The sequence below is a fragment of the Bacillus sp. z14 (2026) genome (genome assembly GCF_058313575.1).
Genome location: NZ_JBZFQK010000005.1, coordinates 134,638 through 159,313, shown reverse-complemented (window position 1 = coordinate 159,313; position 24,676 = coordinate 134,638). Strand labels below are relative to the sequence as shown.

Annotated in this window: 26 protein-coding genes; 20 read left to right on the top strand and 6 right to left on the bottom strand. The window is 37.6% G+C overall.

The window, feature by feature from the left end:
* Window positions 1-119 precede the first annotated feature (119 nt).
* Complete coding sequence (refZ, locus tag AC4G3O_RS15925; protein ID WP_066109013.1) at window positions 120-752, top strand: forespore capture DNA-binding protein RefZ; 633 nt, start codon at window positions 120-122, stop codon at window positions 750-752.
* 15 nt (window positions 753-767) lie between these two features.
* Here the strand turns inward: refZ and hisJ are convergent, their stop codons facing one another.
* Window positions 768-1,580 (bottom strand): histidinol-phosphatase HisJ, encoded by an 813-nt coding sequence (gene hisJ / locus AC4G3O_RS15920; protein WP_491136442.1) that lies wholly within the window; start codon window positions 1,578-1,580, stop codon window positions 768-770.
* A 195-nt stretch (window positions 1,581-1,775) separates the two neighbouring features.
* Between hisJ and ezrA the strand changes: the two genes are divergently transcribed.
* The 5 genes from ezrA to mbcS all read left to right on the top strand — a co-directional run bounded on the left by ezrA (window position 1,776) and on the right by mbcS (window position 7,989).
* Window positions 1,776-3,470, top strand: a complete 1,695-nt coding sequence (gene ezrA / locus AC4G3O_RS15915) for a septation ring formation regulator EzrA (RefSeq protein ID WP_491136441.1) — start codon at window positions 1,776-1,778, stop codon at window positions 3,468-3,470.
* Between the two features lie 131 nt (window positions 3,471-3,601).
* Window positions 3,602-4,747 carry a cysteine desulfurase family protein gene (locus AC4G3O_RS15910; RefSeq protein WP_148631010.1) on the top strand — a complete coding sequence of 382 codons (1,146 nt, stop codon included), beginning with the start codon at window positions 3,602-3,604 and terminating at the stop codon, window positions 4,745-4,747.
* Window positions 4,747-5,949 carry a tRNA uracil 4-sulfurtransferase ThiI gene (gene thiI / locus AC4G3O_RS15905; protein WP_066109256.1) on the top strand — a complete coding sequence of 401 codons (1,203 nt, stop codon included), beginning with the start codon at window positions 4,747-4,749 and terminating at the stop codon, window positions 5,947-5,949. Before AC4G3O_RS15910 ends, thiI begins: the two co-directional genes overlap by 1 nt.
* A gap of 87 nt (window positions 5,950-6,036) precedes the next feature.
* The gene (locus AC4G3O_RS15900; protein WP_066109002.1) at window positions 6,037-6,237 is read left to right on the top strand and encodes an alpha/beta-type small acid-soluble spore protein; all 201 of its coding nucleotides are present in this window, start codon (window positions 6,037-6,039) and stop codon (window positions 6,235-6,237) included.
* Between the two features lie 168 nt (window positions 6,238-6,405).
* Complete coding sequence (mbcS, locus tag AC4G3O_RS15895) at window positions 6,406-7,989, top strand: acyl-CoA synthetase MbcS (RefSeq protein WP_148631007.1); 1,584 nt, start codon at window positions 6,406-6,408, stop codon at window positions 7,987-7,989.
* Window positions 7,990-8,064: 75 nt separating this feature from the next.
* Here the strand turns inward: mbcS and AC4G3O_RS15890 are convergent, their stop codons facing one another.
* Window positions 8,065-8,865: an NAD kinase gene (locus AC4G3O_RS15890; RefSeq protein ID WP_066108994.1), complete on the bottom strand. Its 801-nt coding sequence runs from the start codon at window positions 8,863-8,865 to the stop codon at window positions 8,065-8,067.
* 131 nt (window positions 8,866-8,996) lie between these two features.
* Here AC4G3O_RS15890 and sppA point away from each other — a divergent pair, with 131 nt between their 5' ends.
* The 9 genes from sppA to AC4G3O_RS15845 all read left to right on the top strand — a co-directional run bounded on the left by sppA (window position 8,997) and on the right by AC4G3O_RS15845 (window position 16,285).
* Complete coding sequence (sppA, locus tag AC4G3O_RS15885) at window positions 8,997-9,998, top strand: signal peptide peptidase SppA (RefSeq protein ID WP_066108993.1); 1,002 nt, start codon at window positions 8,997-8,999, stop codon at window positions 9,996-9,998.
* Window positions 9,999-10,010: 12 nt separating this feature from the next.
* On the top strand, window positions 10,011-10,496 hold the full coding sequence (locus AC4G3O_RS15880) for an RDD family protein (RefSeq protein WP_077248180.1): 486 nt from the start codon (window positions 10,011-10,013) through the stop codon (window positions 10,494-10,496).
* A 138-nt stretch (window positions 10,497-10,634) separates the two neighbouring features.
* Window positions 10,635-11,273, top strand: coding sequence for a DUF2953 domain-containing protein (locus tag AC4G3O_RS15875; RefSeq protein WP_066108988.1), 639 nt, complete (start codon window positions 10,635-10,637; stop codon window positions 11,271-11,273).
* A 45-nt stretch (window positions 11,274-11,318) separates the two neighbouring features.
* Window positions 11,319-11,792 carry a GerW family sporulation protein gene (gene ytfJ / locus AC4G3O_RS15870; protein ID WP_066108985.1) on the top strand — a complete coding sequence of 158 codons (474 nt, stop codon included), beginning with the start codon at window positions 11,319-11,321 and terminating at the stop codon, window positions 11,790-11,792.
* 122 nt (window positions 11,793-11,914) lie between these two features.
* The gene (gene tpx / locus AC4G3O_RS15865; RefSeq protein WP_491136440.1) at window positions 11,915-12,418 is read left to right on the top strand and encodes a thiol peroxidase; all 504 of its coding nucleotides are present in this window, start codon (window positions 11,915-11,917) and stop codon (window positions 12,416-12,418) included.
* A 164-nt stretch (window positions 12,419-12,582) separates the two neighbouring features.
* On the top strand, window positions 12,583-13,569 hold the full coding sequence (locus tag AC4G3O_RS15860) for a class I SAM-dependent methyltransferase (RefSeq protein WP_139892796.1): 987 nt from the start codon (window positions 12,583-12,585) through the stop codon (window positions 13,567-13,569).
* A gap of 203 nt (window positions 13,570-13,772) precedes the next feature.
* Window positions 13,773-14,960, top strand: coding sequence for an acetate kinase (locus AC4G3O_RS15855; protein ID WP_066108974.1), 1,188 nt, complete (start codon window positions 13,773-13,775; stop codon window positions 14,958-14,960).
* Between the two features lie 252 nt (window positions 14,961-15,212).
* Window positions 15,213-16,046 carry an EcsC family protein gene (locus tag AC4G3O_RS15850; RefSeq protein ID WP_139892797.1) on the top strand — a complete coding sequence of 278 codons (834 nt, stop codon included), beginning with the start codon at window positions 15,213-15,215 and terminating at the stop codon, window positions 16,044-16,046.
* 47 nt (window positions 16,047-16,093) lie between these two features.
* Complete coding sequence (locus tag AC4G3O_RS15845) at window positions 16,094-16,285, top strand: hypothetical protein (protein ID WP_139892798.1); 192 nt, start codon at window positions 16,094-16,096, stop codon at window positions 16,283-16,285.
* 30 nt (window positions 16,286-16,315) lie between these two features.
* On the opposite strand, the gene AC4G3O_RS15840 is transcribed toward AC4G3O_RS15845, so the two are convergent.
* A complete protein-coding gene (locus AC4G3O_RS15840) occupies window positions 16,316-16,630 on the bottom strand; it encodes a hypothetical protein (protein ID WP_066108968.1) in 315 nt (104 codons plus the stop codon).
* 227 nt (window positions 16,631-16,857) lie between these two features.
* Between AC4G3O_RS15840 and AC4G3O_RS15835 the strand changes: the two genes are divergently transcribed.
* The gene (locus AC4G3O_RS15835) at window positions 16,858-18,066 is read left to right on the top strand and encodes an argininosuccinate synthase (RefSeq protein WP_066108966.1); all 1,209 of its coding nucleotides are present in this window, start codon (window positions 16,858-16,860) and stop codon (window positions 18,064-18,066) included.
* Complete coding sequence (gene argH / locus AC4G3O_RS15830; RefSeq protein ID WP_139892799.1) at window positions 18,063-19,436, top strand: argininosuccinate lyase; 1,374 nt, start codon at window positions 18,063-18,065, stop codon at window positions 19,434-19,436. The genes AC4G3O_RS15835 and argH overlap by 4 nt, the downstream gene beginning before the upstream one ends.
* A gap of 67 nt (window positions 19,437-19,503) precedes the next feature.
* Here the strand turns inward: argH and AC4G3O_RS15825 are convergent, their stop codons facing one another.
* On the bottom strand, window positions 19,504-19,974 hold the full coding sequence (locus tag AC4G3O_RS15825; RefSeq protein ID WP_066108961.1) for a universal stress protein: 471 nt from the start codon (window positions 19,972-19,974) through the stop codon (window positions 19,504-19,506).
* A gap of 260 nt (window positions 19,975-20,234) precedes the next feature.
* Entirely contained in the window at window positions 20,235-21,326 is a 1,092-nt protein-coding gene (locus AC4G3O_RS15820; RefSeq protein ID WP_066108958.1) for a M24 family metallopeptidase, read from the bottom strand.
* A 132-nt stretch (window positions 21,327-21,458) separates the two neighbouring features.
* Here AC4G3O_RS15820 and AC4G3O_RS15815 point away from each other — a divergent pair, with 132 nt between their 5' ends.
* Window positions 21,459-22,136: a metal-dependent hydrolase gene (locus AC4G3O_RS15815; RefSeq protein ID WP_490551051.1), complete on the top strand. Its 678-nt coding sequence runs from the start codon at window positions 21,459-21,461 to the stop codon at window positions 22,134-22,136.
* 159 nt (window positions 22,137-22,295) lie between these two features.
* On the opposite strand, the gene AC4G3O_RS15810 is transcribed toward AC4G3O_RS15815, so the two are convergent.
* On the bottom strand, window positions 22,296-22,745 hold the full coding sequence (locus AC4G3O_RS15810) for a hypothetical protein (protein ID WP_140462224.1): 450 nt from the start codon (window positions 22,743-22,745) through the stop codon (window positions 22,296-22,298).
* Window positions 22,746-22,996: 251 nt separating this feature from the next.
* Here AC4G3O_RS15810 and AC4G3O_RS15805 point away from each other — a divergent pair, with 251 nt between their 5' ends.
* Window positions 22,997-23,245 (top strand): hypothetical protein, encoded by a 249-nt coding sequence (locus AC4G3O_RS15805; RefSeq protein WP_066108949.1) that lies wholly within the window; start codon window positions 22,997-22,999, stop codon window positions 23,243-23,245.
* Between the two features lie 59 nt (window positions 23,246-23,304).
* Window positions 23,305-24,612, top strand: coding sequence for a CBS domain-containing protein (locus tag AC4G3O_RS15800; protein ID WP_066108946.1), 1,308 nt, complete (start codon window positions 23,305-23,307; stop codon window positions 24,610-24,612).
* Window positions 24,613-24,676 lie beyond the last annotated feature (64 nt).

Below are 24,676 nucleotides of genomic sequence, written 5' to 3'. Positions count from 1 at the left end.
CCCCGATTGGTTCAACGAATACTCGGTGTTGGATGAAAGAACTCCCCGCCGAGCAAGGTTTCACTTTGTCATCTGACATTCCTAGAGAATGTTAATCATAAAGGGGGGAAGATAAATTTATGGATAAACTATCGAATAAAAAAGATGATATTTTTGAAGCTGCTGTCTATTTATTCTATATGAAAGGTTATTCAGCAACTTCAATCAGAGATATCGCTGGCCGTGCCGGAGGTAATTCAGCAAATATAGCTTATCACTTTCAGCATAAGCAAGGTCTCCTTGAATATTGTTTTACAGATTTCTTCGAAGGTTATATAAGCGGTATTGAAAATATCGCTGAACAACTCCCACTCATTGGTCCCAAAGAATGTGTCTTAAAGTATACCAAATTTTGCTTGCATTATTACAGAGAAAAGTTCCTGTTAACACGTCTTGTATTAAGAGAAATATCAGTTGACTCAAGCCTGAACAGAGAAATCTATACAACCTATTTATCGAAAGAAAAATTTTATATTAATTTATTCCTTGATGCTGGTATGGATTGCGGTGAATTAAAAAAGATTAATCCATCTATGTTTGTCATGAAGCTAAAAGCATTACTGAATGAACCCTTTATTCAGGCCCAATACTTCAGTGAGGTTTGGCAATTATTTACGAACGAATTGTATTTTATAAACAAGTATCAGTTAGAGATTGAACGATTTCTTAATGACTGCTTATTTGAGGAGCGTGTTTGCCCTGTCCCCATCTGACTGGATGCTAAGTGATTATTCGTTTGTTAAGATTTTCGTTTTTAGTACATCTAATCCTCTCCCAAGATCTGCCGGATGATGAGCATCAGATCCATAACAGAGAGGGATCCCCATTTTTATGGCTGCCTGAATAAAGGGGATGGGAGGGTAAGTCTCAGCGCACAAGGGTTTAAAAAGGCCGGCCGTGTTTAAATCCAGTTCATACCCACGTTCTTTTATTAATGAAAGTATTGGTAGTAAATAGGATTCTAATGGGGCATTGCTTGGATACTTTTTCTGGAATTTTGTAATTAGAGAAATATGGCCTACCCGTTTGGGCTTAAATGTCCCCAAATCACTTATAATCGATTTTTGAAGGGTATGGTAATAAGCCTTATATAGTTGATCAACAGATTGGTATTGTTCTATCATATGACCGAAATTTGTTTCACTATAATCCAGGCAATACCAGTCGTTTTGATTCTTTAAAAAGTGAACAGACAGAATCGAGTCATCCAAATAAGGGCCAATTTCATTCAGGAATTCTGTTGTTTCCTGTTCCCAGCCATCTATATAATCCACTTCCAAACCAATATTAATAGCAATCTTCGCCTTATACTTCTCTTTACAACACCTTATTTCCTCTATATATGTGAATAACTGATCCATTTGTATGGAACTATCCCGTGTTGGAGCCGGATCAATAAACCCTTTTGGTAAAGGAGCGTGTTCGGTAAAGGTGATTTCTTCGTATCCCAGCGCTATCGCTTTTTCAATATAAGCAAAAACGGGTTCATCCGTTCCGTGCGGACAATATGGGGTATGTACATGTCCGTCCTTGAATTTCATCGAGAAAGCCTCCTTTTCGACAAATATTTTAAATAAAATATATTTTCTGGACTTTAAAAGAGGGCATTGAATAATTTTTTGTAGAAAAAGTAGATTTTATTAGTTAAAAATACTTTATACCATGTTATCATTAAATCATTGATATTGAACTTATTTATATATATTATCTGTCTCGTTTTGAATAGGAGGCTTCATATGGAGTATGTAATAGGGATATTGGTGATTATCTTTATTGCCTTTATTATTGGAATATTGGCAAGGAAGAAACACTACAAAGAAATAGATAGACTTGCAGAGAAAAAAATTGACATCATGAACAGGCCGATAGCAGAAGAATTAGCCAAGGTAAAAAGTTTGAATATGACTGGTCAAACAGAGAGAATGTTTGAAAGATGGCGTAATGAATGGGATACAATCCAGACGGATCGCCTTGCCGATGTTGAGACCCTGCTGTTTGATGCAGAAGAATATGCTGACAAGTACCGATTTAATAAATCAGTGCAGGTTCAAAAGAAGATTGAGCATATTATTGAAGAAATCGAAATTACACTTTCAGCGATGCTGCATGAATTAAATGAATTGGTGGGCAGCGAGGAGCAAAATAAAAAATTAGTTGAAGAGCTTTTATTAGCTTATCGTGAACAGAAGAAACGTTTATTGGCACACCGTCATTCATTTGGTGAAGCTGCGGGTAAATTGGAAGAGGAATTTGATAAGCTTGCTCTGGATTTTGACACATTCAATAACCAAACAGAATCAGGTGATTACTTAGAGGCTAGAGAGCAAGTACTGGGCATCCAGGCTAAATTGCAAAACCTGAAAGAAAAATTGGATTTGATTCCTGATTTAATTGGGCATTGCCAAATACATATACCGGGACTTTTGCATGAACTTAAAATGGGATATGCGGAAATGTGTGAGCAAGGATATCCGTTAAGTCATATGTTTTTTGAAAATGAAATTGAAAAAATGGAAGAAAATCTAGAAAAATATAAGGAATATATTGTTGACATAAACACCGAAGAAGCTGCAAAAGGAATCGAGGAATTAAACGAATCCATTCAATCCTATTATGATTTGTTGGAAAAAGAGGTTGTGGCACGTCAGTATGTTTTATCAGTTAAGGATTTGTATCAGCAAAAGCTAGATAAATCAATTGATCAGCTTGAGAGACTAGATGAAGAGACAGAATTGGTGAAACAAATCTATCAAATGCCGGAGAAGGAACTTGATGCACGTTCTAATCTTGATAAAACACTGATTACATTGAAATCAAAATGGGAAATGCTTAAAGAGAAAATATACGAAAGAGAGACAGCTTATACGGTATTAAAAGAGGACATCGTTGAGCTTGAATCCAAATTGGATGAACTGAAAGACTTACAAAAAGAATTTGAAGAGAAATTAAATACTCTGCGTAAGGATGAATTGGAATCAAGAGAAACGATAAGGAAGTTGCATCAAAGCATGACGGAATCCTTACGAATCATCAAAGGAAGCAATTTACCGGGTCTTCCAACTTCTTATGAATTAATGGTTATACAAGCAAAAGAAAGCATTGAAGAAGTAAAAGAGAAATTGGAAGAAAAACCATTGAATATGAATGCAGTCATGCACCATCTGGATATTGCAAGTGTTGCGGTTAGTCGTGTTCAGGAGGCTACTGTTGAATTGACTGAACAAGTAATGATGGCCGAGAAGGTTATTCAATACGGCAATCGATATAGAAGCAAATTCCCTTCAGTTGCTATTGCCCTGACCGAAGCAGAAAAGCAATTCCGCAATTATCAATACCAAGATGCTTTAGAGCATGCAGCTGAGGCAATTGAAAAAGTTGAACCGGGTTCGTTAAAAAAAATCCAAGAGTATCTTGAACATAGCAATGTATAGACCAGTCTGGACTTACCAGTCTGGTTTTTTTCTTTGTTTAATCCAGCATAAGATAGAGGCATAAGAGAAAATTACTTTATAAACAGGACAGGATATGCTACATTTTCTTATTGATAGGAAGGGGAAAAAGCATGATTTATTTAGATAATAGCGCGACAACAAAACCCTATAAGGAAGTGATTGATTCCTTCACAAAGGTTACTGCCGATTTCTGGGGGAATCCATCCTCTTTACATGGCTTCGGAGGGAAGTCAGAAAAACTGTTAGCACAGGCTAGAGAACAGGTCGCGGGTCTTCTGGGAGTAAAGGCTACAGAGATTATCTTTACTTCAGGAGGGTCTGAAAGCAATAATCTGGCCATAAAAGGAATAGCAGAAAATTATCGAAACAGAGGGAAGCATATTATTACCACCTCAATCGAGCATCCTTCCGTAAAAAGACCGTTTGAACAGCTAAAGGAACTTGGCTATGACGTAACCTACTTGCCTGTTAATCAAGATGGCAGAGTTGAAATTGAGCAAGTTAAGGAAGCAATCCGAGAAGATACAATATTGGTGTCAGTTATGCATGTTAATAACGAAGTGGGAACTGTACAACCAATTTATGAAATAGGACATTTTTTGAAGAGTTATCCTAAAATACATTTTCATGTAGATGGGGTTCAGGGCTTTGGTAAAGTCGAACTCTCTTTACGTGATGCTCATATCGATTTATATTCTTTATCAGGACATAAATTCCATGGATTAAAAGGCACCGGAATTCTATTTGCCAGAGAGGGAATTACACTTTCACCGTTAATTGCCGGGGGAAACCAAGAAAGAGGCATGCGCAGTGGGACGGAAAGCTTGGCTGGGGCCGTATCTTTGGCAAAAGCAATGAGATTGGCAATCGAAAAGAGCAGGGACGGCAGTAGAAGAATGAACGAGTACCGTACTCTGATACGTCAAGAGCTATCCAAAATGGAGAATGTTGTCATCAATTCACCTATAGAACATGCAGCTCCACATATTATTAATTTTTCAATTCCGGGACTTAAATCAGAAACATTCGTTCATACTTTGGGTGAGTTTGGAATCTATGTCTCAACAAACAGTGCTTGTTCATCAAAGAAAAAAACGGTTAGCCAAACACTTCTCGCTATGGGAAAAAATGAGCAAATAGCCGGCAGTTCCATACGAATAAGCTTAGATTATGATCATTCGAAGGAAGAAATAGAGCAGGCACTTAAGGAAATTGAAAGAGCAATCCAAATGTTAAGTGAGGTAAGAAAGAAATGATAAGATTTGATCATATCGTAATCCGCTATGGTGAGATTACATTGAAGAAAAGGAATCGTAAAGGCTTTATTGTTCAATTACGTAAAAATATAAAAAAAGCATTGTCAGATTATCCGGAGGTTCGTATTGAGGCGCAGCATGAGAGAATGTATGTTCACTTACAAGGTGCAGATTACAAGCCGATTATGGATATTCTCAAAAAAATATATGGCATTTCTTCGATAAGTCCGGCTTTAAAGGTTGATAAAGAAATCTCAGCCATTCAGGAATCAGCTTTGTTTTATATAAATCATTTAACAACAAAAATTCGTACGTTTAAAATTGATGCTAAGCGTGCTGATAAAACCTATCCCTATTCAACATATGATTTAAATGGCTTGGTAGGGGGATATTGCTTGCAGCATGTAGACGGTTTAACGGTCGATGTTCACAATCCAGATTTGAAATTGAGAGTCGAAGTACGCCAGGATGCTGCTTATATTACGGGTGAAAAAATTATTGGAGCTGGCGGATTGCCAATAGGAAGCAGCGGCTCAGCAATGCTCATGCTTTCTGGAGGGATTGATAGCCCGGTTGCGGGATATTTAACGATGAAAAGGGGAGTAGAGATTGAATGTGTACATTTCTACAGTCCTCCCTTCACAAGCGAACGCTCGAAACAAAAGGTAATTGATTTAGCGAATAAGCTGGCAGAAGTCAATGGACGTATGGTACTGCATGTTGTGCCATTTACCGAAATTCAAAAATTGATTCAAAAGCAAATACCTGATAACTACACAATGACAACCACACGCAGATTGATGCTGCGAATTACTGATGCAATCAGAGAAAAACAAAATGCGCTCGCGATTGTGACTGGTGAAAGTTTAGGCCAAGTAGCCAGCCAGACGATGGAAAGCATGTTTACAATTAATGAGGTTACAAATACACCAATTCTGAGGCCGCTTATAGCAATGGATAAAACAGATATTATTGAAATTGCAGAGAAAATTGATACTCATGAGATATCCATACGTCCTTTTGAGGATTGCTGTACGGTGTTTACACCAGCTAATCCCAAAACTAAGCCAAAAAGAGAAAAAGTCGGTCATTATGAGAGCTATGTCGATTTTGAACCTTTAATTAAAGAGGCATTGGATAAAACAGAAATGTTAGTTTTCACAGGTAAGGAGAAAGAATCGGAAACAGAGGATTTATTCTAAATTTATTTGTGAACAATTACCATTTTAAATCCGGAATGAAGATATGTGTTTTTACACACTCTATTATCACAAGGAGGTGAAAAACACATGTCAAATAACTCAAACAATCTTTTGGTACCAGGAGTTGAACAAGCTCTTGACCAAATGAAATATGAAATCGCTTCTGAGTTCGGTGTACAACTTGGAGCAGAAACAACTTCTCGTGCTAACGGTTCTGTTGGAGGAGAGATTACTAAGCGTCTTGTTCAAATGGCTGAACAACAATTGGGTGGAGGATTCTCCAGATAATTAAATAACATGGCTACAAGAAAGCGGATTTTTAGTCCGCTTTCTTTTTTTTGTATGTTGAAAGCCATTGTAAGAGCTAATCTTTTTCCACTCTCTTAATCCATTATTTGTAAAACAATGTATAATAGAGTTTGATTAACATTATTTGTTTTAAGGGAGGAGAAGGATATGAATCAACAGAACCTGATCGCACCAGAACAATATAATCTAGTCAGCGAGGTAGAAAATAACAGTAAGAACGAAACCAAAATCGCTTTGATTTGGGAAAATGAATACGGGGAAACACAAAAAATTACGTATGGAGAATTGATTAAAAGGGTGAATAGAGTTGGCAATATTTTGTTAGAGGAAGGGTTGAGGGAGGGGGATAAAATTCTCGTCATGATTCCTCGCTTTATTGAAGCGTATGTGATTTACTTAGCTGCTTTAAAAATAGGTACAGTGGTCATACCATGTTCTGAAATGCTTCGAGAAAAAGATCTTGTTTATCGAAGCAAGCATGCAGAAGCAAAAGCGGTAATTGTTCATAAGCCTCATACCTCTTTATTTACAGAAATTATATCGGAGTATTCACTGAAATCATTTGTTATAAATGGAAATGAAGATGGGTGGATTCAACTGGATGAACGAATGAAAGACGCTTCAGAAGAGTTACAAATGGTGAAAACCATGGGAGATGATATGGCCTTTTTATCCTATACTTCAGGTACAACAGGGCAACCAAAGGGAGTTGTCCACACTCATAGCTGGGCCTATGCACATCTCAGAACAGCTGCCTCAAACTGGTTATCAATAGGTGAAGATGATGTTGTATGGGCTACAGCCGGACCTGGATGGCAAAAGTGGATTTGGAGTCCCTTTTTATCTGTTCTTGGATCGGGAGCTACTGGGTTTGTATATCACGGAAAGTTTGAAGCAGAGAAATATTTAAAATTAATTGATCAGCATTCAATTACTGTTTTATGCTGTACCCCTACGGAATATCGATTGATGGCGAAGGTAGACAGCCTCGATCAATATAGCCTGGGAAGCCTACATAGTGCCGTTTCAGCAGGTGAGCCGCTTAATAGAGAAGTGATCGATACGTTTCAAAACTATTTTGGGGTCACCGTTCGTGATGGATACGGGCAAACAGAAAATACCCTTCTGGTCGGTATCATGAAGGGGATGGATGTGAAGCCGGGTTCCATGGGGAAACCAACCCCTGGAAATAACGTAGAAATTATTAATGAGGAGGGGCAGATTTGCCAACCTGGCGAAGTAGGCGATATAGCTGTCCACATTAAAACTCCCGCGTTGTTTAAAAATTACTATAAGGATCCGGAACGGACAGCAATGCAGTTTAGAGGCGATTTTTATATTACAGGAGATAAAGCTAAAAAAGATGAGGACGGGTATTTTTGGTTTGAAGGACGCGGTGACGATATTATTATCAGTTCGGGTTATACCATTGGGCCATTTGAAGTGGAGGATGCACTTGTTAAACATCCATATGTGAAGGAGTGCGCTGTAGTAGGGAGTCCGGATGAGGTAAGAGGGCAAATCGTAAAAGCGTTCGTAGTCTTACAAGATAGCGTTGATGCCAATGATCCTCAATTGGTGCAAACCTTGCAGAACCATGTTAAAGAGCTTACAGCCCCTTATAAATATCCAAGAAAAATTACTTTTGTGGAAGATTTGCCGAAAACAATCAGCGGCAAAATAATGCGTGTCGAATTAAGAAATAAGGAGAAAGAAGTATATAAGGCGTAAACAAAATCCTCTTTCGTCAAAAAAAGATGATTCCGACCAGCGGAATCATCTTTTTTGTTTCCTTCGTATGAAAATTTAAAGGAATGTCCTGTGGACTTTTTCCCAAAAAGAATTATTACGTAACTTTACCGTCTTGATATATCTTCCGCTCAGTTTAATATCCAATCGTTCGGTAAGATGAATACTCATCGCTTCATTATCCATCCCGATAATCGGGTAATCGTTTTCATTATCTAATACTTGAAGAGAAAGAGTACGATCTGGAGCCAAAATAAATGAAGCACCAAGCGTACGATAATGATTATTATTCATCGATGCTATTTCGCTCACCTGCATACAGTCAAGCAAAGGGTCTACAACTGCACCGTTGACCGATTTGTTGTAGGCAGTACTTCCAGTAGGTGTAGAAATTATCATCCCATCCCCACGGAATGTTTCAAATAATATGTCATCAATGTGAACATCGATAGCCATTGTTTTAATTAAAGCAGAACGGAATGTGCATTCATTTAAGCAATCAAAACTTATTTGGTTATCAACCGTTACTTCAATTGTAGGATATTTTCTTACTTCAATGACGGGCTTTGTGACTGCTTCCACCATATTTTCCGTATCATTTATGTAGAAATCACAATACATATTTAATTGCTTGTTTAATGAAATGCCTGCATACAGGCAATCCTCTCTGAAGCCTGTCTTACGTACTGCCTGAAGAAATGTTCCGTCATCTCCTACACTAACGATAATATTAGCATCTTTATGTTCATCTACAAGTTCGAATCCGTAGTTGCTTGCATTATCCTTTAATTTATTGACCTGATCCACCATTTCTTGACCTTGCTTGTAATAAAAAAAGATATTTCTGCGTTCCCCCATTTTGTTCCCTCCTTGTAGGTTAGTATTGGTACTCCTGATTATAGGTTTACCAAAATAAGGTGCTATAATAATTCTATCATGAATAATAAGAACATTAAAACTACTTAAAGCATGATTGGGGGACAATTTGTATGAGTAAAAAAAGATGGTTGGCACTTGGAATAGCAGCGGTGATATTTTTTGTATCCGTTCTTATGAATGCTATCTCAACATTTTCAAGTGAAGAGTCTGCTATGACAAATTTGTTTGAGGATACATTATTTGAGGAGGATATCATTGAAGAAGGGGATGTGAACAGTCAAATTGTTGTCATGGATGTAGAAGGAGTCATTCAGGACACAGGTGAGGAAGAAAGTTATTTTACGGCTGAAGCCTATAATCACCGATCCTTTATGGAAAGATTGAATGCCATTAAGGACAATGATACGGTCAAAGGAATTATTTTACGCGTCAACAGCCCAGGTGGCGGTGTCGTGGAAAGTGCGGAAATACATAATAAGTTAATGCAAATTAAAAAGGAAACAAAGAAACCAATATATGTATCAATGGGTTCACAGGCTGCATCTGGAGGTTATTATATTTCAACACCGGCCGACAAGATATTTGCCAGTCCGGAAACAATGACAGGGTCACTCGGAGTCATTATGCAAAGCTATAACTTTGAAGGGTTAGCTGAAAAGTATGGAATCGACATGGTCACTATTAAAAGCGGTAAATTTAAGGATCTTATGAATCCATTTAGAGAAGTGACAGAGGATGAAAAGGAAATTCTTCAATCGATGGTTACCAGCTCCTATGATCAATTCGTGAAGGTCATTGCGGAAGGGCGCAGTATGCCTGAGGATGAAGTAAGAAAAATTGCTGATGGACGTATCTACGATGGCCGTCAAGCAAAGGAGATTAATTTAATTGATGAGCTTGGTTATTTAGAGGATGTAATTGCCGATATGAAAAAAAGTGAAAATTTAAAAGGTGCACAAGTGGTTCGTTTAGTTGGATCAGATAGCCTAAGCTCATTATTTTCGATGAAAATGCAGCAATGGGCAGGCGTGAATGATGAGGTAAGCACGATCAAAAGCCTAATGACTGAAAATCAATCGCCACGGATGATGTATCTATATTCTGCGAATTAAGGAGGGTGGAAAATGGAAGATTATCAAGAAGAACTGACTTTAGACGAACAGATACAGCCTCCTGACTCTATTCCAAACCATCTGCGTGCAGGATTTTGGATGAGATTCTGGGCTTATCTCATCGATCTTATAGTAATTGGCAGCATAAGTCGATTATTTATCAATCCGATATTCAGACTGTTTGATATTTCTATGGATAATACGGGTATCTTCTCAGCTTATACCATAGTTGATTCGATAGTATTTTTCGGGTATTTCATTCTTACTTCCAAATTTTTAGCCCAATCTCTAGGAAAAATGATTATGGGTCTTAGAGTGGTATCATTGGATGGAACGCCTTTGGATTGGAAAACAGTAATTTTTAGAGAATGGATTGGCCGATATATCTCCGCTGTACTTATGCTCGGTTATATCGTTATTGCATTTAATCCAAAGAAACAGGGCTTTCATGATATGTTCAGTGATACAGTTGTTGTGTTGGAAGAGCGCGGTAAATAAATACAGGTTATAAAGGACTCCTTCTGTTAGAAGGGGTCTTTTTGCTATCTCGACGTTAAAAAAGTCAATGAGAAGTTTAGATTCAGTTATGATTGACCATACTGTTTGTTTGATGACGTACTCGGGAGGATATAAACGATGAAGCTTTTATTACTGATTTGTATAGTTGTGCTAATCCTTATATCCGTCTTTTTGCTTTCGAAAGTAACGATACATATTGAATATCATCACACTCAGGAAAAGAATAAGGCAATTATAAAGGTTCAATTATGGAGAGGCCTTATCCACTATTCTAAAGTAGTACAGCTGTCTGACGAAAAATATCAGCCTTCTTCTTATCGAGAAAGTACATATCGACAACAAAATCAATCAAACCAAAGTGAATCCTCTGCTGATGAATCTTTATCTATGGATGGTGTTCAAGCTGCCTTTCAGAATCTGAAGGAAATGCTTTCACAATTGAGGAGTTATCAAGAAACTGTAAAAAAATTCACCTCTAAAATACAAATGACAGATTTGCAAATGGAAATTCATTACGGTACAGGTGAAGCATCAACAACAGCAGTGGCAACCGGAGCATTATGGGGGTTAACTGGCGGAGCTATTGGTATCATCAGTCAGTATTTTTCATTAATGATACCTCCTAAAATCGATATTATCCCATATTTCTCAGTCAAGAAACCATTTGAAACGAAAATCGAATGCATAGCCCGTGTCCGAATGGCAAAAACTATAGTTGCAGGTTGGAAGCTGGCACGTTTAATGCTAAGGGAATAGGAAATGAAAATTTGAATAAAGCAAAACTATGCAGGAGGTTATAAAATGTCCAATCATCCAATTGAAGGTCTTATGAATTCAGCAATGGAAAACTTAAAAAGTATGATTGATGTTAATACGATTATTGGTGATCCCGTAGAAACTCCTGATGGCAGTGTGATAATGACTGTGTCAAAGGTTGGATTTGGCTATGCAGCTGGAGGCAGTGACTATCAAATTAGCCGTGGAGGAAGCCAGGGTACTGGCGAGGAGAAGCGTCATCCATTCGGCGGAGGAGCTGCAGGTGGTGTTTCAATCACACCGATTGCGTTTCTAATTGTTAATGCACATGGTGTAAAAATGCTTCATCTTAATGAGAGTACACATCTAATCGAAAAAATTCTTGATTCAGCTCCGATTGCTATGGATAAGGTAGAATCAATGATTTCGAAGGTAGGGAAAAACAATAAAAAAAATAACTCTAATTCTCAGGATGCTTCAGATTCCTCTTCCAATGAATCAGGGAATAGCTTTATGTGATTGTTAGTAAAGTTTTATCATAACCACATTCCATGCGAATGTGGTTATTTTTTTACAAAGAGTATGTATATCTCTATACTTAAGAATGTAGAGAATATATCGGAATATAAGGAGGAATTGGTGTGGCAACAGTAACATTTAAAGGTAATCCGGTTACATTGATTGGTAAGGAAGTAAAAGTAGGTGACACTGCACCTGATTTTACAGTGTTGGCTAATGATTTATCCCCAGTAACATTGAAAGATACAGATGGAAAAGTAAGAATTATTAGTGTCGTACCTTCTTTGGATACAGGCGTTTGTGATACTCAAACAAGAAAATTCAATGAAGAGGCAGCAAAAGCAGCAGGGGATGTTGTTGTAATGACAGTAAGTATGGATCTTCCTTTTGCTCAAAAACGCTGGTGTGCAGCAGCAGGTTTAGAAAACGTCATAACGGTTTCTGATCACCGAGACGCTTCTTTTGGAGAGGCTTACGGAGTACTAATGAAAGAATTACGTTTATTGGCACGTGCTGTTTTTGTAGTTGACAGCAATAATAAAGTGACATATGTGGAATATGTACCGGAAGGCACTACGCATCCGCAATATGAAGCAGCGCTTGAAGCAGCAAAAGCTGCAAAGTAAAAAGCTCTATATAAAGTTTCTGCCCCTTAAAGTTAGACAGGCTTTTCTAACGTTTAAGGGGCGTTTTTAATGAACGTATTTTTTTGAATGATTAGACTTGTCCTTTATGAAACGTAATACTACAATGGGGAAGGTAAAATGCACAAAAGCTGGAGGAACTTAAAATGATCACAACAAATGTTGAATCTATATACGAATTGATAACATCTACCGCAACTATAATACAGGACGAACTAGGGATTACAGAGTTGGAAGCCATCGCTGAAACAGGAGAAAATTGGTTCCATAATGCCGTGCTTCAGGAAGAATTGAGTGAACTGGCAGTCAAACGTTTGAAAAACAGCTATCAGGATAAACCTTTGGAGCAGTTTAGTAAAGAAGATATCCGTAAAGGTTGGCAATTGGCAGTATTGAAATCCAGCAGATCTAATGTTCAGGCAAATCATCAAATGACTCCGGATGCCTTGGGATTTCTATTTGCTTATCTGCTCGAAAAATTCACCAAAAATCAAGATACGTTAACGATTACTGATTTGGCAGTCGGAACAGGTAACCTTCTGTTTTCTATTTTAAATTCACTGGATAAAAAGGAGCTAGATGCTACAGGTGTTGAGGTCGATGAAACTTTAATTCGACTCGCCTATTGTGGAGCTAATCTCATCGGCCATCCTATCCAATTTTTACATCAGGATAGCCTGCAGCCGTTGTTTATTAACCCTGCAGATGCAGTAGTTTGTGATTTACCGGTAGGCTATTATCCAAACGATCAGAGAGCAGCCGATTTTAAAGTGAAATCTGAAAATGGTATGTCATATGCCCATCATTTATTAATTGAACAAAGCTTCACGTATTCAAAAGAAGGGGCATATCTATTTTTCCTGATTCCTAATGATCTTTTCAACACAGTTGAAGCAAAGGCTCTTCATCAATTTATTAACGAAGAGGGATATATTCAGGGGATGATTCAGCTGCCTGAAAGTTTATTCCAATCGAAGCAATCGGCTAAAAGTATTCTTATCCTGCAGAAAAAAGGGAAAGATATAAAAGCACCAAAGCAGGTTTTGCTCGTCAATATGCCGAAGCTATCTGACAGGGCAGCTACAGCTTCCATGTTAAGTAAAATTGATGCATGGATAGAAGAAGAAAAGTAAAAGAAAGTTTTATTACCGTTATATAAATTTTTTGACAAGTTAGAATTGTTTAAATAAAATAATATTATTGTGAAAACGGTAACAAAGTAATTTCGGCTTGCGAGAACGCTTGTTCAATGTTTTAATTGGAATCGAGAACATATAAAATAAGCAGTTACCGTGTAACATCGATGCTATTCATAAATGTAAGGAGCAGAGAATATATGTCAAAAATAATCGCGATTAATGCTGGGAGTTCCTCTTTGAAATTTCAATTATTTGAGATGCCTGAGGAAACTGTAATCACTAAAGGGATTGTAGAAAGAATCGGACTTCAAGACTCCATTTTTACAATTACAGTAAATGGAGAAAAGAAAACGATGGTTACAGAAATACCTGACCATTCCGTTGCTGTAAAGCTTTTGCTTGAAAAGCTTACTGAATATAAAATCATCAATTCCCTTGAAGAAATTGAAGGAATTGGACACAGAATCGTACATGGCGGAGAAATCTTTAAGGATTCTGCTGTTATTACGGATGAAGTATTGGAGCAAATTGAAGACTTGGCTGAATTAGCGCCGCTTCACAATCGTGCGAACGCAACTGGTATCAGAGCTTTTCGTGAAGTATTGCCAAACGTACCAGCGGTTGCTGTTTTCGATACAGCATTCCACCAAACAATGCCTGAAAGCTCTTATCTGTACAGCTTGCCATACGACTATTATAAAGAATACGGAATCCGTAAATATGGTTTCCACGGAACTTCTCATAAATATGTATCCGAGCGTGCAGCTGAGCTATTAAAACGTCCTCTTGAGCAATTGCGTTTAATCTCCTGCCACTTAGGTAATGGAGCAAGTATTACCGCAATTGAAGGCGGAAAATCTATCGATACAACTATGGGATTCACTCCATTGGAAGGTTTAACAATGGGAACAAGATCCGGAAGCTTAGACCCTGCCTTAATCCCATTCTTAATGGCTAAAACAGGTAAAACAGCTGATGATGTAATCAATATTCTTAATAAAAAATCCGGTATGCTTGGTGTTTCCGGTTTCTCCAGCGACTTACGTGATATTGAACAAGCGGCTGAAGAAGGTAACGAGCGCGCTGAATTGGCTATCTCTAAATTTGCTGATGGTATTCACAAATATATTGGATCCTACGCAGCGAAAATGAACGGGGTAGATGCAATTATCTTCACAGCTGGTATTGGTGAAAATAGTTCTGAAATCCGTGCGCGTGTATTAAAAGGTTTAGAATTCATGGGCGTATATTGGGATCCAGCTTTAAACAATGTACGTGGAAAAGAGCAATTTGTGAACCATCCATATTCACCAGTTAAAGTTATCATTATCCCAACTGATGAAGAAGTAATGATTGCCCGTGATGTGGTACGTTTAACACATTAATAACTTGCATAATTTTAGTTTAATGATAAAAGGAATTCGGACTAGAGCTTTATAGCTCCTAGTCTGAATTCCTTTTTTGTGTTTAGTGCTATTAAATTCACTCAGGAGTATTCAAATGGATGATGTTATCTTGCGTTATTCTTATATCTGTTCATTCATAGGACTTCTGTACAGCTATTTTCGAGAATATAGGAATTGGTACGATATGTGATATACTTTTTGTATCAGACCATTTAAAGAGGTGATCATTATATGGCGTTGACGAAACGGGATCAGGAAATTTGGATGGAAATAAAAGAGTGGGAAGCGGAGATGAAGGCAAGTGAGCCAACCGATTTTGAAACATATTATGATCGGTGGATAGAGAATATGTTCACGCTGTTGCCGGAGAGTACACAACAGGAGTTTTTCTCGAAAATGGATAATTGGTTATTTCACCTGCACTCCATGATTCATGAGTCTCAATTCCAACTTGATGCAAGGAATCGTATACTTACAAATGCCCGCGTTTTTGATGAAAATATATCAACACTAAAAGACTTAAAAGAGCTTTCCATTGATCAGTTGGCCTATATCGCTGAACAGCAAGTGGCCAGACATCGGATGTATTCTCTCGTTCAGGGAGGTATTTCGGCTGTAAATGGAGGGGTGGCTTTAGCAGCGGATTTGCCGGCTCAAATGGTGATCAATTTAAGGAGTATTCAGCTGATTGGAATTTCATATGGTTTTGAAATGAACACCCCATATGAAATTATGATTTCACTAAAGGTATTCCATGCTGGTACAATGCCAGAACGTATGCAAAAGTATTTCTGGGAGACCTTAATGGAGGATTTGGATCATTCACCTTCTTATTTCTATGAAGGGGAAGATGAGTTGAGCAATGTTTTTTGGTTTGATCAGCCTATTAAACAAATGATGAAGGTGATGGCTATATATTTCTTTAGGAAAAAGGTATTTAAGGGAATACCAATTCTAAGCATGGCTATCGGTTCAGGTGCTAATTATCGTCTAACAAAAAAAGTTACGGATTTTGCAGATAAATTTTATAAATATCGTTACTTAAGTGAAAAAGAGAACCTTTGATAGATGTATCAACCGTGTGTAGCTACATATAGGGAGTAAGCTCTCGAATGGATATGGTTGTAACTGATATAGGTCTTCAGCAGATTTCAACTGATTTATTTAAAATACCCGGATCTAAAAAAGTTTGTAAATTAGTATTGGAGAAATTAACTTTCCAGAGCATGGACATTTCATCGGGAAGTAAGGGAAGATTAAATTGCATAATTTATGAATATTATCAAAAAAACCGCCCACAATAATGGGCGGTTTTTTTGATAATAGACCACAAATTATAAATGTTTTTTTCCTGTTAAATCCTGTTCAGTTCTGTACCAAATCCATAAATCATTTATGATTGAGGCATGTTCAGCAATTTCGTAATTTAGAGTACATGAAACCTCAAAATCATCTTCATCATTTAACTGATTTAATTTATGATTAATAATCCGTTCAATATCCTGTATACGCTCTGGGATCTCCCCTCTAATTTGTTCCCAACGGTTTAGGATGGCTTTTTGTACAATAGGAGGGTAGACAGCAAAGTCCAATTTCAGGTGAGGAATCGGTATACCCAGACGTTCATCGTATATGAAAAAATCCTCCATTTTAATTCACTCCCAATGTTCATTCATACAAATAGTTTACACAATCTGGCTAATATATACGAATTTCTTTTGTAATTTATAATAGCGGAAAGTTACAATGATTCGGCATAAAATAAATTTTCAGGAAATACTTGAAAAAGTCACATAATGTTGGTAAAGTGAATAACATATTCTAATTGCATAAAAACATTTTTATTTGAATAAATATACATCGGAGGGGAACGTTCATGAATAAAAATAAAGTAGTACTTGCCTATTCAGGAGGATTAGATACATCAGTTGCTATTTCCTGGTTAAAACAAAAGGGGTATGACGTGGTAGCATGCTGCCTGGATGTAGGCGAAGGCAAAGATTTAGATTTTATAAAAGAGAAGGCTATTAAGGTTGGTGCCTGTTCTTCCTATGTTATAGATGCCAGAGAAGAATTTGCTAATGATTATGCGTTAGTAGCTCTTCAGGCGCATGCAATGTATGAGGGGAAATATCCATTGATTTCTGCTTTATCCCGACCATTGATTGCAAAAAAACTTGTTGAAGTAGCGGAAAAAGAAAATGCTGTTGCTGTGGCACATGGCTGTACAGGAAAAGGGAATGATCAAGTACGTTTTGAAGTATCAATTCAAGCTTTGAACCCTAACTTGAAGGTACTTGCACCGGTTAGAGACTGGAGCTGGTCTCGCGAAGAAGAGATTGAATATGCAAAACAAAATAATATTCCTGTACCGATTAATTTAGATAGCCCATACTCAATTGACCAAAATTTATGGGGACGCAGTAATGAATGCGGAGTTCTTGAGGATCCCTGGGCAGCCCCTCCGGAGGGAGCGTATGATTTAACAACAGCTCTTGAACATACTCCTGATACACCAGATATTATTGAGATTACGTTTAAAGAAGGAGTACCTGTTGCATTAAATGGAGTTGAATCTCCTTTAGCCGCATTAATCCAGAATCTTAATAATCTTGCTGGTAAACATGGTGTTGGCAGAATTGATCATGTGGAGAACCGTTTGGTTGGAATTAAGTCAAGGGAAGTATACGAGTGTCCTGGTGCATTAACTTTAATTAAAGCGCACAAAGAACTGGAAGACCTAACAATGGTTAAAGAATTGGCACATTTTAAGCCTGTAATTGAGAAGAAATTAACTGAACTCATTTATGAGGGCCTATGGTTTTCACCGCTGAAAGATGCTTTGATTGCCTTTTTGAAACAATCTCAAAGCTTCGTGACTGGCGTAGTACGTGTGAAATTATTTAAAGGTCATGCTATTGTGGAAGGTAGAAAGTCTGAATACTCTCTTTATAATGAAAATCTGGCAACCTATACTTCAGCTGACGAATTTGACCATGCGAGTGCGGTTGGATTTATCAATCTATGGGGACTGCCTACAAAAGTAAACAGTCAGGTTCACAATCAAAAGAAGGTGACAGTGTGAAAAAACTGTGGGGAGGCAGATTTACGAAAACTGCCGAAGAATGGATTGATTCCTTTGGCGCCTCCATCGCGTTTGATCAAGAATTAGTGATGGAAGACCTCGAAGGAAGCCTTGCTCATGTGACAATGCTTGGAGCCTGTGAGATTCTCTCGAAAGAGGAAGTCGAGTTAATTAAGAATGGATTGTACTCTTTAAAAGAAAAGGCGGAAAAAGGAGAGCTCTCTTTTTCTGTAGATTTTGAAGATATCCATTTAAATTTGGAAAAATTACTTATTGATGAAATTGGGCCGGTTGGAGGTAAATTGCATACTGCCAGAAGCCGTAATGATCAGGTGGCAACGGACATGCATTTATATTTACGTTCCCAGGTCAATGAAATCATCGGCGGAATTACAGAATTCCAAAACACGCTGATTCAGGTGGCCGAAAGGCATATCGAGACAGTTGTTCCGGGATATACTCATTTACAAAGAGCCCAGCCTATTTCATTAGGGCATCACTTTATGGCCTATTTTTGGATGCTTCAGCGAGATAAAGAACGTTTACAGGACAGCCTGAAAAGGATTAATCTCTCGCCTCTTGGAGCAGGCGCGTTGGCTGGTACAACATTCCCAATTAATCGGGAATTGACTGCTCAGCTGATGGGGTTTGATGGAATCTATGAAAATAGCTTAGATGCTGTAAGTGATCGTGACTTCATCGCAGAGTTTTTGAATAATGCATCATTGATCATGATGCATCTATCCAGATTCAGTGAAGAAATTATTTTGTGGTCCAGCCAAGAGTATCGGTTTATCGAATTGGATGATACGTTTTCAACAGGATCAAGTATTATGCCACAAAAGAAAAATCCGGATATGGCAGAGTTGATTCGCGGTAAAACCGGACGTGTGTATGGAAATGCCTTTGGGTTATTAACTCTCTTAAAGGGCTTGCCACTGGCTTACAATAAAGACATGCAAGAGGACAAAGAAGGCATGTTTGACACGGTTATCACACTAAAAGGATCTTTGAAAATTTTTAATGGAATGATAGAGACTATGAAGGTTCATACAAATGTGATGAAGGAAGCAGTTTATAACGATTTTTCAAATGCGACCGAGTTGGCTGATTACTTGGCAGCTAAGGGAATCCCTTTTCGTGAAGCGCATGAAATTGTCGGTAAATTAGTTCTATATTGTATACAAAAGGGGTACTATCTACTCGATCTTCCATTAGAAAAATTAAAAGAAGCATCCAATCTAATTGAGGAAGATATCTATGAAGCTTTGAAACCGGAAGAGGCTGTGAGAAGAAGAAACAGCTCTGGTGGTACTGGCTTTAATCAGGTAAGACTGGCTATTGATAAAGCAAAGAGTTTAGTGGAATAAGAGCCTCATACAATAAAAATCCCATGTGCGCGGCGCATGGGATTTTTATTGTTAATTACGTGTATACTTACTTTGCTGCAGCTTGATCCACAGGTTTATCATCGGAACGAATAACCATTACGTCGCATTTTGCATAACGAATAATATGTTCAGATACGCTTCCGATAAAGAAACGCTCAACAGCATTTAAACCGGTTGCGCCACAAATAATTAAGTCAACATTAAAAGATTTAGCGATATCTTTAGGAATTTTTACTTTTGGAGATCCAAACTCAATAGATAGAGCTACATCTCTAACACCAGCATCAAGAGCAATTTGTTTATATTCCTCTAAAAGGTCTTTTGCATATTGCTCAGCGCTCTCAGAAATAGAAATGCTGTATGCCTCAACTGCAGCAAATGTACGGTTGTCGACAACATGAGCTAAAACTAACCTAGCGTCATTTCTTTTTGCTACGTCAATAGCTTTTTTGAAAGCCCATTCTGCCTCCTGTGAACCGTCAACTGCCACAAGGATATTATTATAGGTTAATGCCATATTAATCTCCTCCTTTAAGTATATTTATATTATACTATAAATTACACGAAAAGTCGGAATATTATATGAACATATTTTGAAATGAATTATAAATATTATAAATAATACAATAACGAATATCTTAATTTATTGAATATTATTTTGAAATACTGAATGATTCAAGAAAGATAATGTCTCTCAATCCGATTAGTATTCTTTTTTAATACATAATAAAAACAGCGAGTTATCCCCGCTGTCTGTTGGTTTATTATATAGTGCTCTTAAATAGTTACTAGTTCTTTCGGGAATTTAGTAAGAATTTCTACCCCGTTTTCAGTCACATATAGATCATCCTCTATGCGAACGCCGGCTTTGCCAGGAACATAAATACCCGGCTCAATCGTAAAGACCATTCCTTCCTGAAGAGACAGTGTATTGATTTCGGTCAAGGAAGGATATTCGTGAACGCTAATTCCAAGGCCATGACCAAGACGATGAGGGAAATAGTCACCATATCCCTTATTTCTAATAATATTACGTGCTGTTAAATCTATTTCGGCACAAGTTTTTCCAGGTCGGCATGCTTCAACTGCAGCAATTTGAGCCTCAAGAACAGTGTTGTAAATTTCCCTTTGTTCTTCATTAATTTGTCCGAAAGCAACTGTACGTGTAATATCAGAACAATATCCATCTACCACAACACCTAAGTCGAATAGAACCAGGTCACCTTTTTTGACTTTCGTTTGTCCAGGAACTCCATGAGGGGAAGCGGCGTTTTCACCAGTTAGCACCATTGTTGCAAAGGACATTTCGGATACGCCTTCTCTTTTCAATTGATACTCCAAAGCAGCCAGGATTTCCATTTCTGTTTTACCCTCTGCAATTTCTTCAGTTCCGATTTTTATGGCATAGTCAGCAAGACGGCAAGCTTCTTTAATGATTTTTAATTCAGATGGACTTTTAATCATACGCAGTTGACGCATTTTTTCTTCCGCCGATATATATGTCGGCTGGTTTAAAATTGAATTAAGTCCTTCAAGTCGTTCCATAGTTAAATGTTCTTTTTCCACTGCCAGAGTTTGAATAGAAATGTTTCTTTTTTTCAGTGTTTCTTTAATAACTTCCCATGGATTTTGGGTATCAGAAATGCCAAGCACTTCATACCCCCAGCCAGCCTGTTTTGCGTCTGAAACCTCCATTTGCGGGCAAATTAAAATAGGTTCTTCAGTAGGGAAAGTAATTACTGCCAATAAGCGTTCATGAGGATCGCTATAGAACCCACTAAGGTAAAAAACATTTTCTGTAGACGTGATAAAAGCAGCATCAGCCTGTTTTTCGGTAAGCCAATTTGCCAAGTGATTTAAGTTACTCATATTGGACCTCCATAATATTTTATGTAAATGTTACTATGAAAGTAGAGTATCAATTATGCAGGATAATGTAAATTGTTAGAAAACTTAATTTAACGGGTATTTATTGAAAAAACAATGAAAGGACTGAAGGAGATGAAAGTATCTTTTCATGGCCATTCCGTAGTGAAAATCGAAACAGAGGGGAAACAATTGCTGATTGATCCATTTATTACGGGAAATGAATTGACAGATTTAACAGTGGAGGATGTAAATCCGGATTATATTTTAATTACACATGGACATGATGATCATTTGGGTGATACGGTTCAGTTGGCCAAAAAACATGATGCGTTGGTAATCTGTAATTTTGAATTAAGTACATACTTGGGATGGAAAGGTGTAAAAACACATGGCATGTCCATCGGTGGAGCTTATGAGTTTGATTTTGGAAAAGTGAAATTAACCCAAGCTTTTCACGGAACGGGGTTTGAGGATAATGGCCAATTAATATATGGAGGGATGCCTGCAGGGTTGTTGATTACAGCGGAAGGTAAAACGATTTACCATGCCGGAGATACAGGCTTATTCTCAGATATGAAGTTGATTGGTGACCGTCATCCGATTGATTTAGCATTCCTGCCGATTGGAGATAATTTCACGATGGGGCCAGAAGATGCTGCGCTGGCTGCAGAATTCCTGCACCCTAAACAAGTTGTTCCAATTCACTATAATACGTTCCCACCGATTAAGCAGGATCCATATTATTTTGCTTCCTTATGTGATTCAGAACTCGTTCGGGTTCTGAATCCGGGAGAATCTATTGAATTATAAAAATAGAGTTTTATGTGAACGGATTGTTTTTTAAGTAGAAAATGCTAAATATCAGAATAATTAATACTAGAATTAGCATTAAAATCTAACCATTTTTCATAGTGTAACCAAGAAAAGCATCGGTACTATGCCGATGCTTTTTAACTTGATTTATTTTAACTAGCGGATTTCTATTACAAAAGCATAACTTGAGTCGCCCTTTTCCCATCTTGCCGATACATCGTAACCATATACGCCTTTTTCTTTTGGCAATACGATCTTATTATCCCTAATATGTACATTCGCTGTTTTTTCATTGGTAAGCCATTGATTTACATTTAATGTATTTTCTTGCGGTGTGTTTTTGAATTCTATGTTCAATTCAGATTCAGGTGATGCAACCACAGGTTTAAATTCGTGATCTTTAATAATTTCTGGAGGAGAAGTCATATCAACACAACCAGCATTTATGAGTCCATTCCAGCAATACGAGCCTTGTGCGACCTCTACATTTTTATCTTCAACAGTTATGGTTGGTGAAGGTGGTGTTACGTTTAATAGTCCAATAACAAAATAGCCACCCATACTTAAAGTAATCAATACAATCAATGTAACCAAGTACTTTTTCATACGCTTCCCTCTTAATGGAATAATTTACTAATCAATCACTAAAATAGTTTAACATAAATTTCTAAAACACTTAGAATTCAACTGAAAAAATCCTTTATTGCACGCAAAAATGAGCAAATTCAATGTGAATTGAATTAACTTCTGCATGTATCCATAATTAATTTTGTTCTTAAAACCGAACCTGTTAGTTTTATGTGTACTTCTTTTTTTTTCGTTTATTCATATATTTATCTTATAGGAGGGATAAATCTATGAAAATTCGTTGTGGTATCAGTTTGGTAATTGGCCTGGCGATGTTATTATGGGCACTTCCATATCTATCATTTGAAGGTAATATGGAAGAAACCATTTTTTCATTCGCATGGCTTGCGCTCGCATTTAGTGTTTTGGGAGGGAACCTTTCAGCTATTTTGTACAGTGTGGGTAATAAACGAACAATTGCGCAGTCAAAAGGTACAAAAAATCCCCATATTTCCAGACAATATAAAAGGTCACATTGATTGATTGGAACGTTTCCCATTATAATAGTAATAATGGATAACGAAAAAGGGTGAATAGTTTGGCTACTAAGCATGAACAAATATTGGCATATATTGATGAACTACCGATTGGCCAAAAAATCTCTGTACGGCAAATTGCAAAAGCACTGACCGTCAGTGAGGGAACCGCCTATCGAGCAATTAAAGAAGCTGAAAATAAAGGGTATGTCAGTACGATTGAAAGAGTTGGAACCATTCGTATTGAACGGAAGAAAAAAGAAAACATAGAAAAACTGACATTTGCTGAGGTTGTTAATATCGTTGATGGACAGGTCCTCGGTGGTAGATCAGGGCTTCATAAAACTCTGAATAAATTTGTCATAGGGGCTATGGAGCTTGAGGCGATGATGCGTTACACAGAGGCAGGCAATCTTTTGATTGTCGGGAACCGTGTGAAAGCACATGAACTTGCATTAACCACAGGGGCAGCTGTGCTCATCACCGGTGGATTTGATACAGCGGATTCAGTTAAAAAACTTGCGGATGAATTGCAAATGCCTGTGATCTCTACGTCTTACGATACCTTTACTGTTGCAACAATGATTAATAGAGCAATCTATGATCAGCTGATTAAAAAAGAGATTTTACTTGTCGAAGATATTCTTATTCCAATTGAGAAAACAGAAGTACTGAAAGCAGGAAATACAGTTGAACGTTGGACTGAACTGAATAAAGCGACAAAGCATAGCCGTTTTCCGGTGGTAGATGATAATTTGCGCCTGCAGGGAATGGTTACATCTAGGGATATTCTTGGGGTTGATGCTTCCGTACAGATTGATAAAGTTATGACTAAAAATCCTATCTTTGTAGGTGAAAAGACGAGTGTAGCATCTGCCGCTCATATGATGGTTTGGGAGGGTATTGAGCTCTTGCCAGTCATTGATAACCGCAATCTTTTAATCGGAATTATAAGCAGACAAGATGTTTTAAAGGCATTGCAAATGAGCCAGCGGCAACCACAGGTCGGTGAGACGATTGATGATGTCATCGCCAATCAAATGACGGCTGTTCAGGGTAATGATAGTTATCAGTGTGAGGTGACACCTCAGATGACTAATTACTTGGGAACGATCTCGTATGGTGTATTTACAGCTATGGTAATTGAAGCAACGAATAGAGTGCTGCGAGGATATAAACGCGGTGATTTAGTTGTAGAGAATATGACGATCTATTTCTTAAAGCCTGTTCAGCTTGAGAGCAAACTCGAAATTGTACCAAAGGTACTGGAAATTGGACGGAAGTTTGGAAAAGTAGATATAGAAGTCTTCAATGAAGGAAAATTGGTCGGTAAGGCCATGATGACCTGCCAGTTATTGGAGCGTAGTTAACGATAAAAAATTGCCTTTATAGGAGCTATAAAGGCAATTTTGCATATTCACGTAATGATTATGA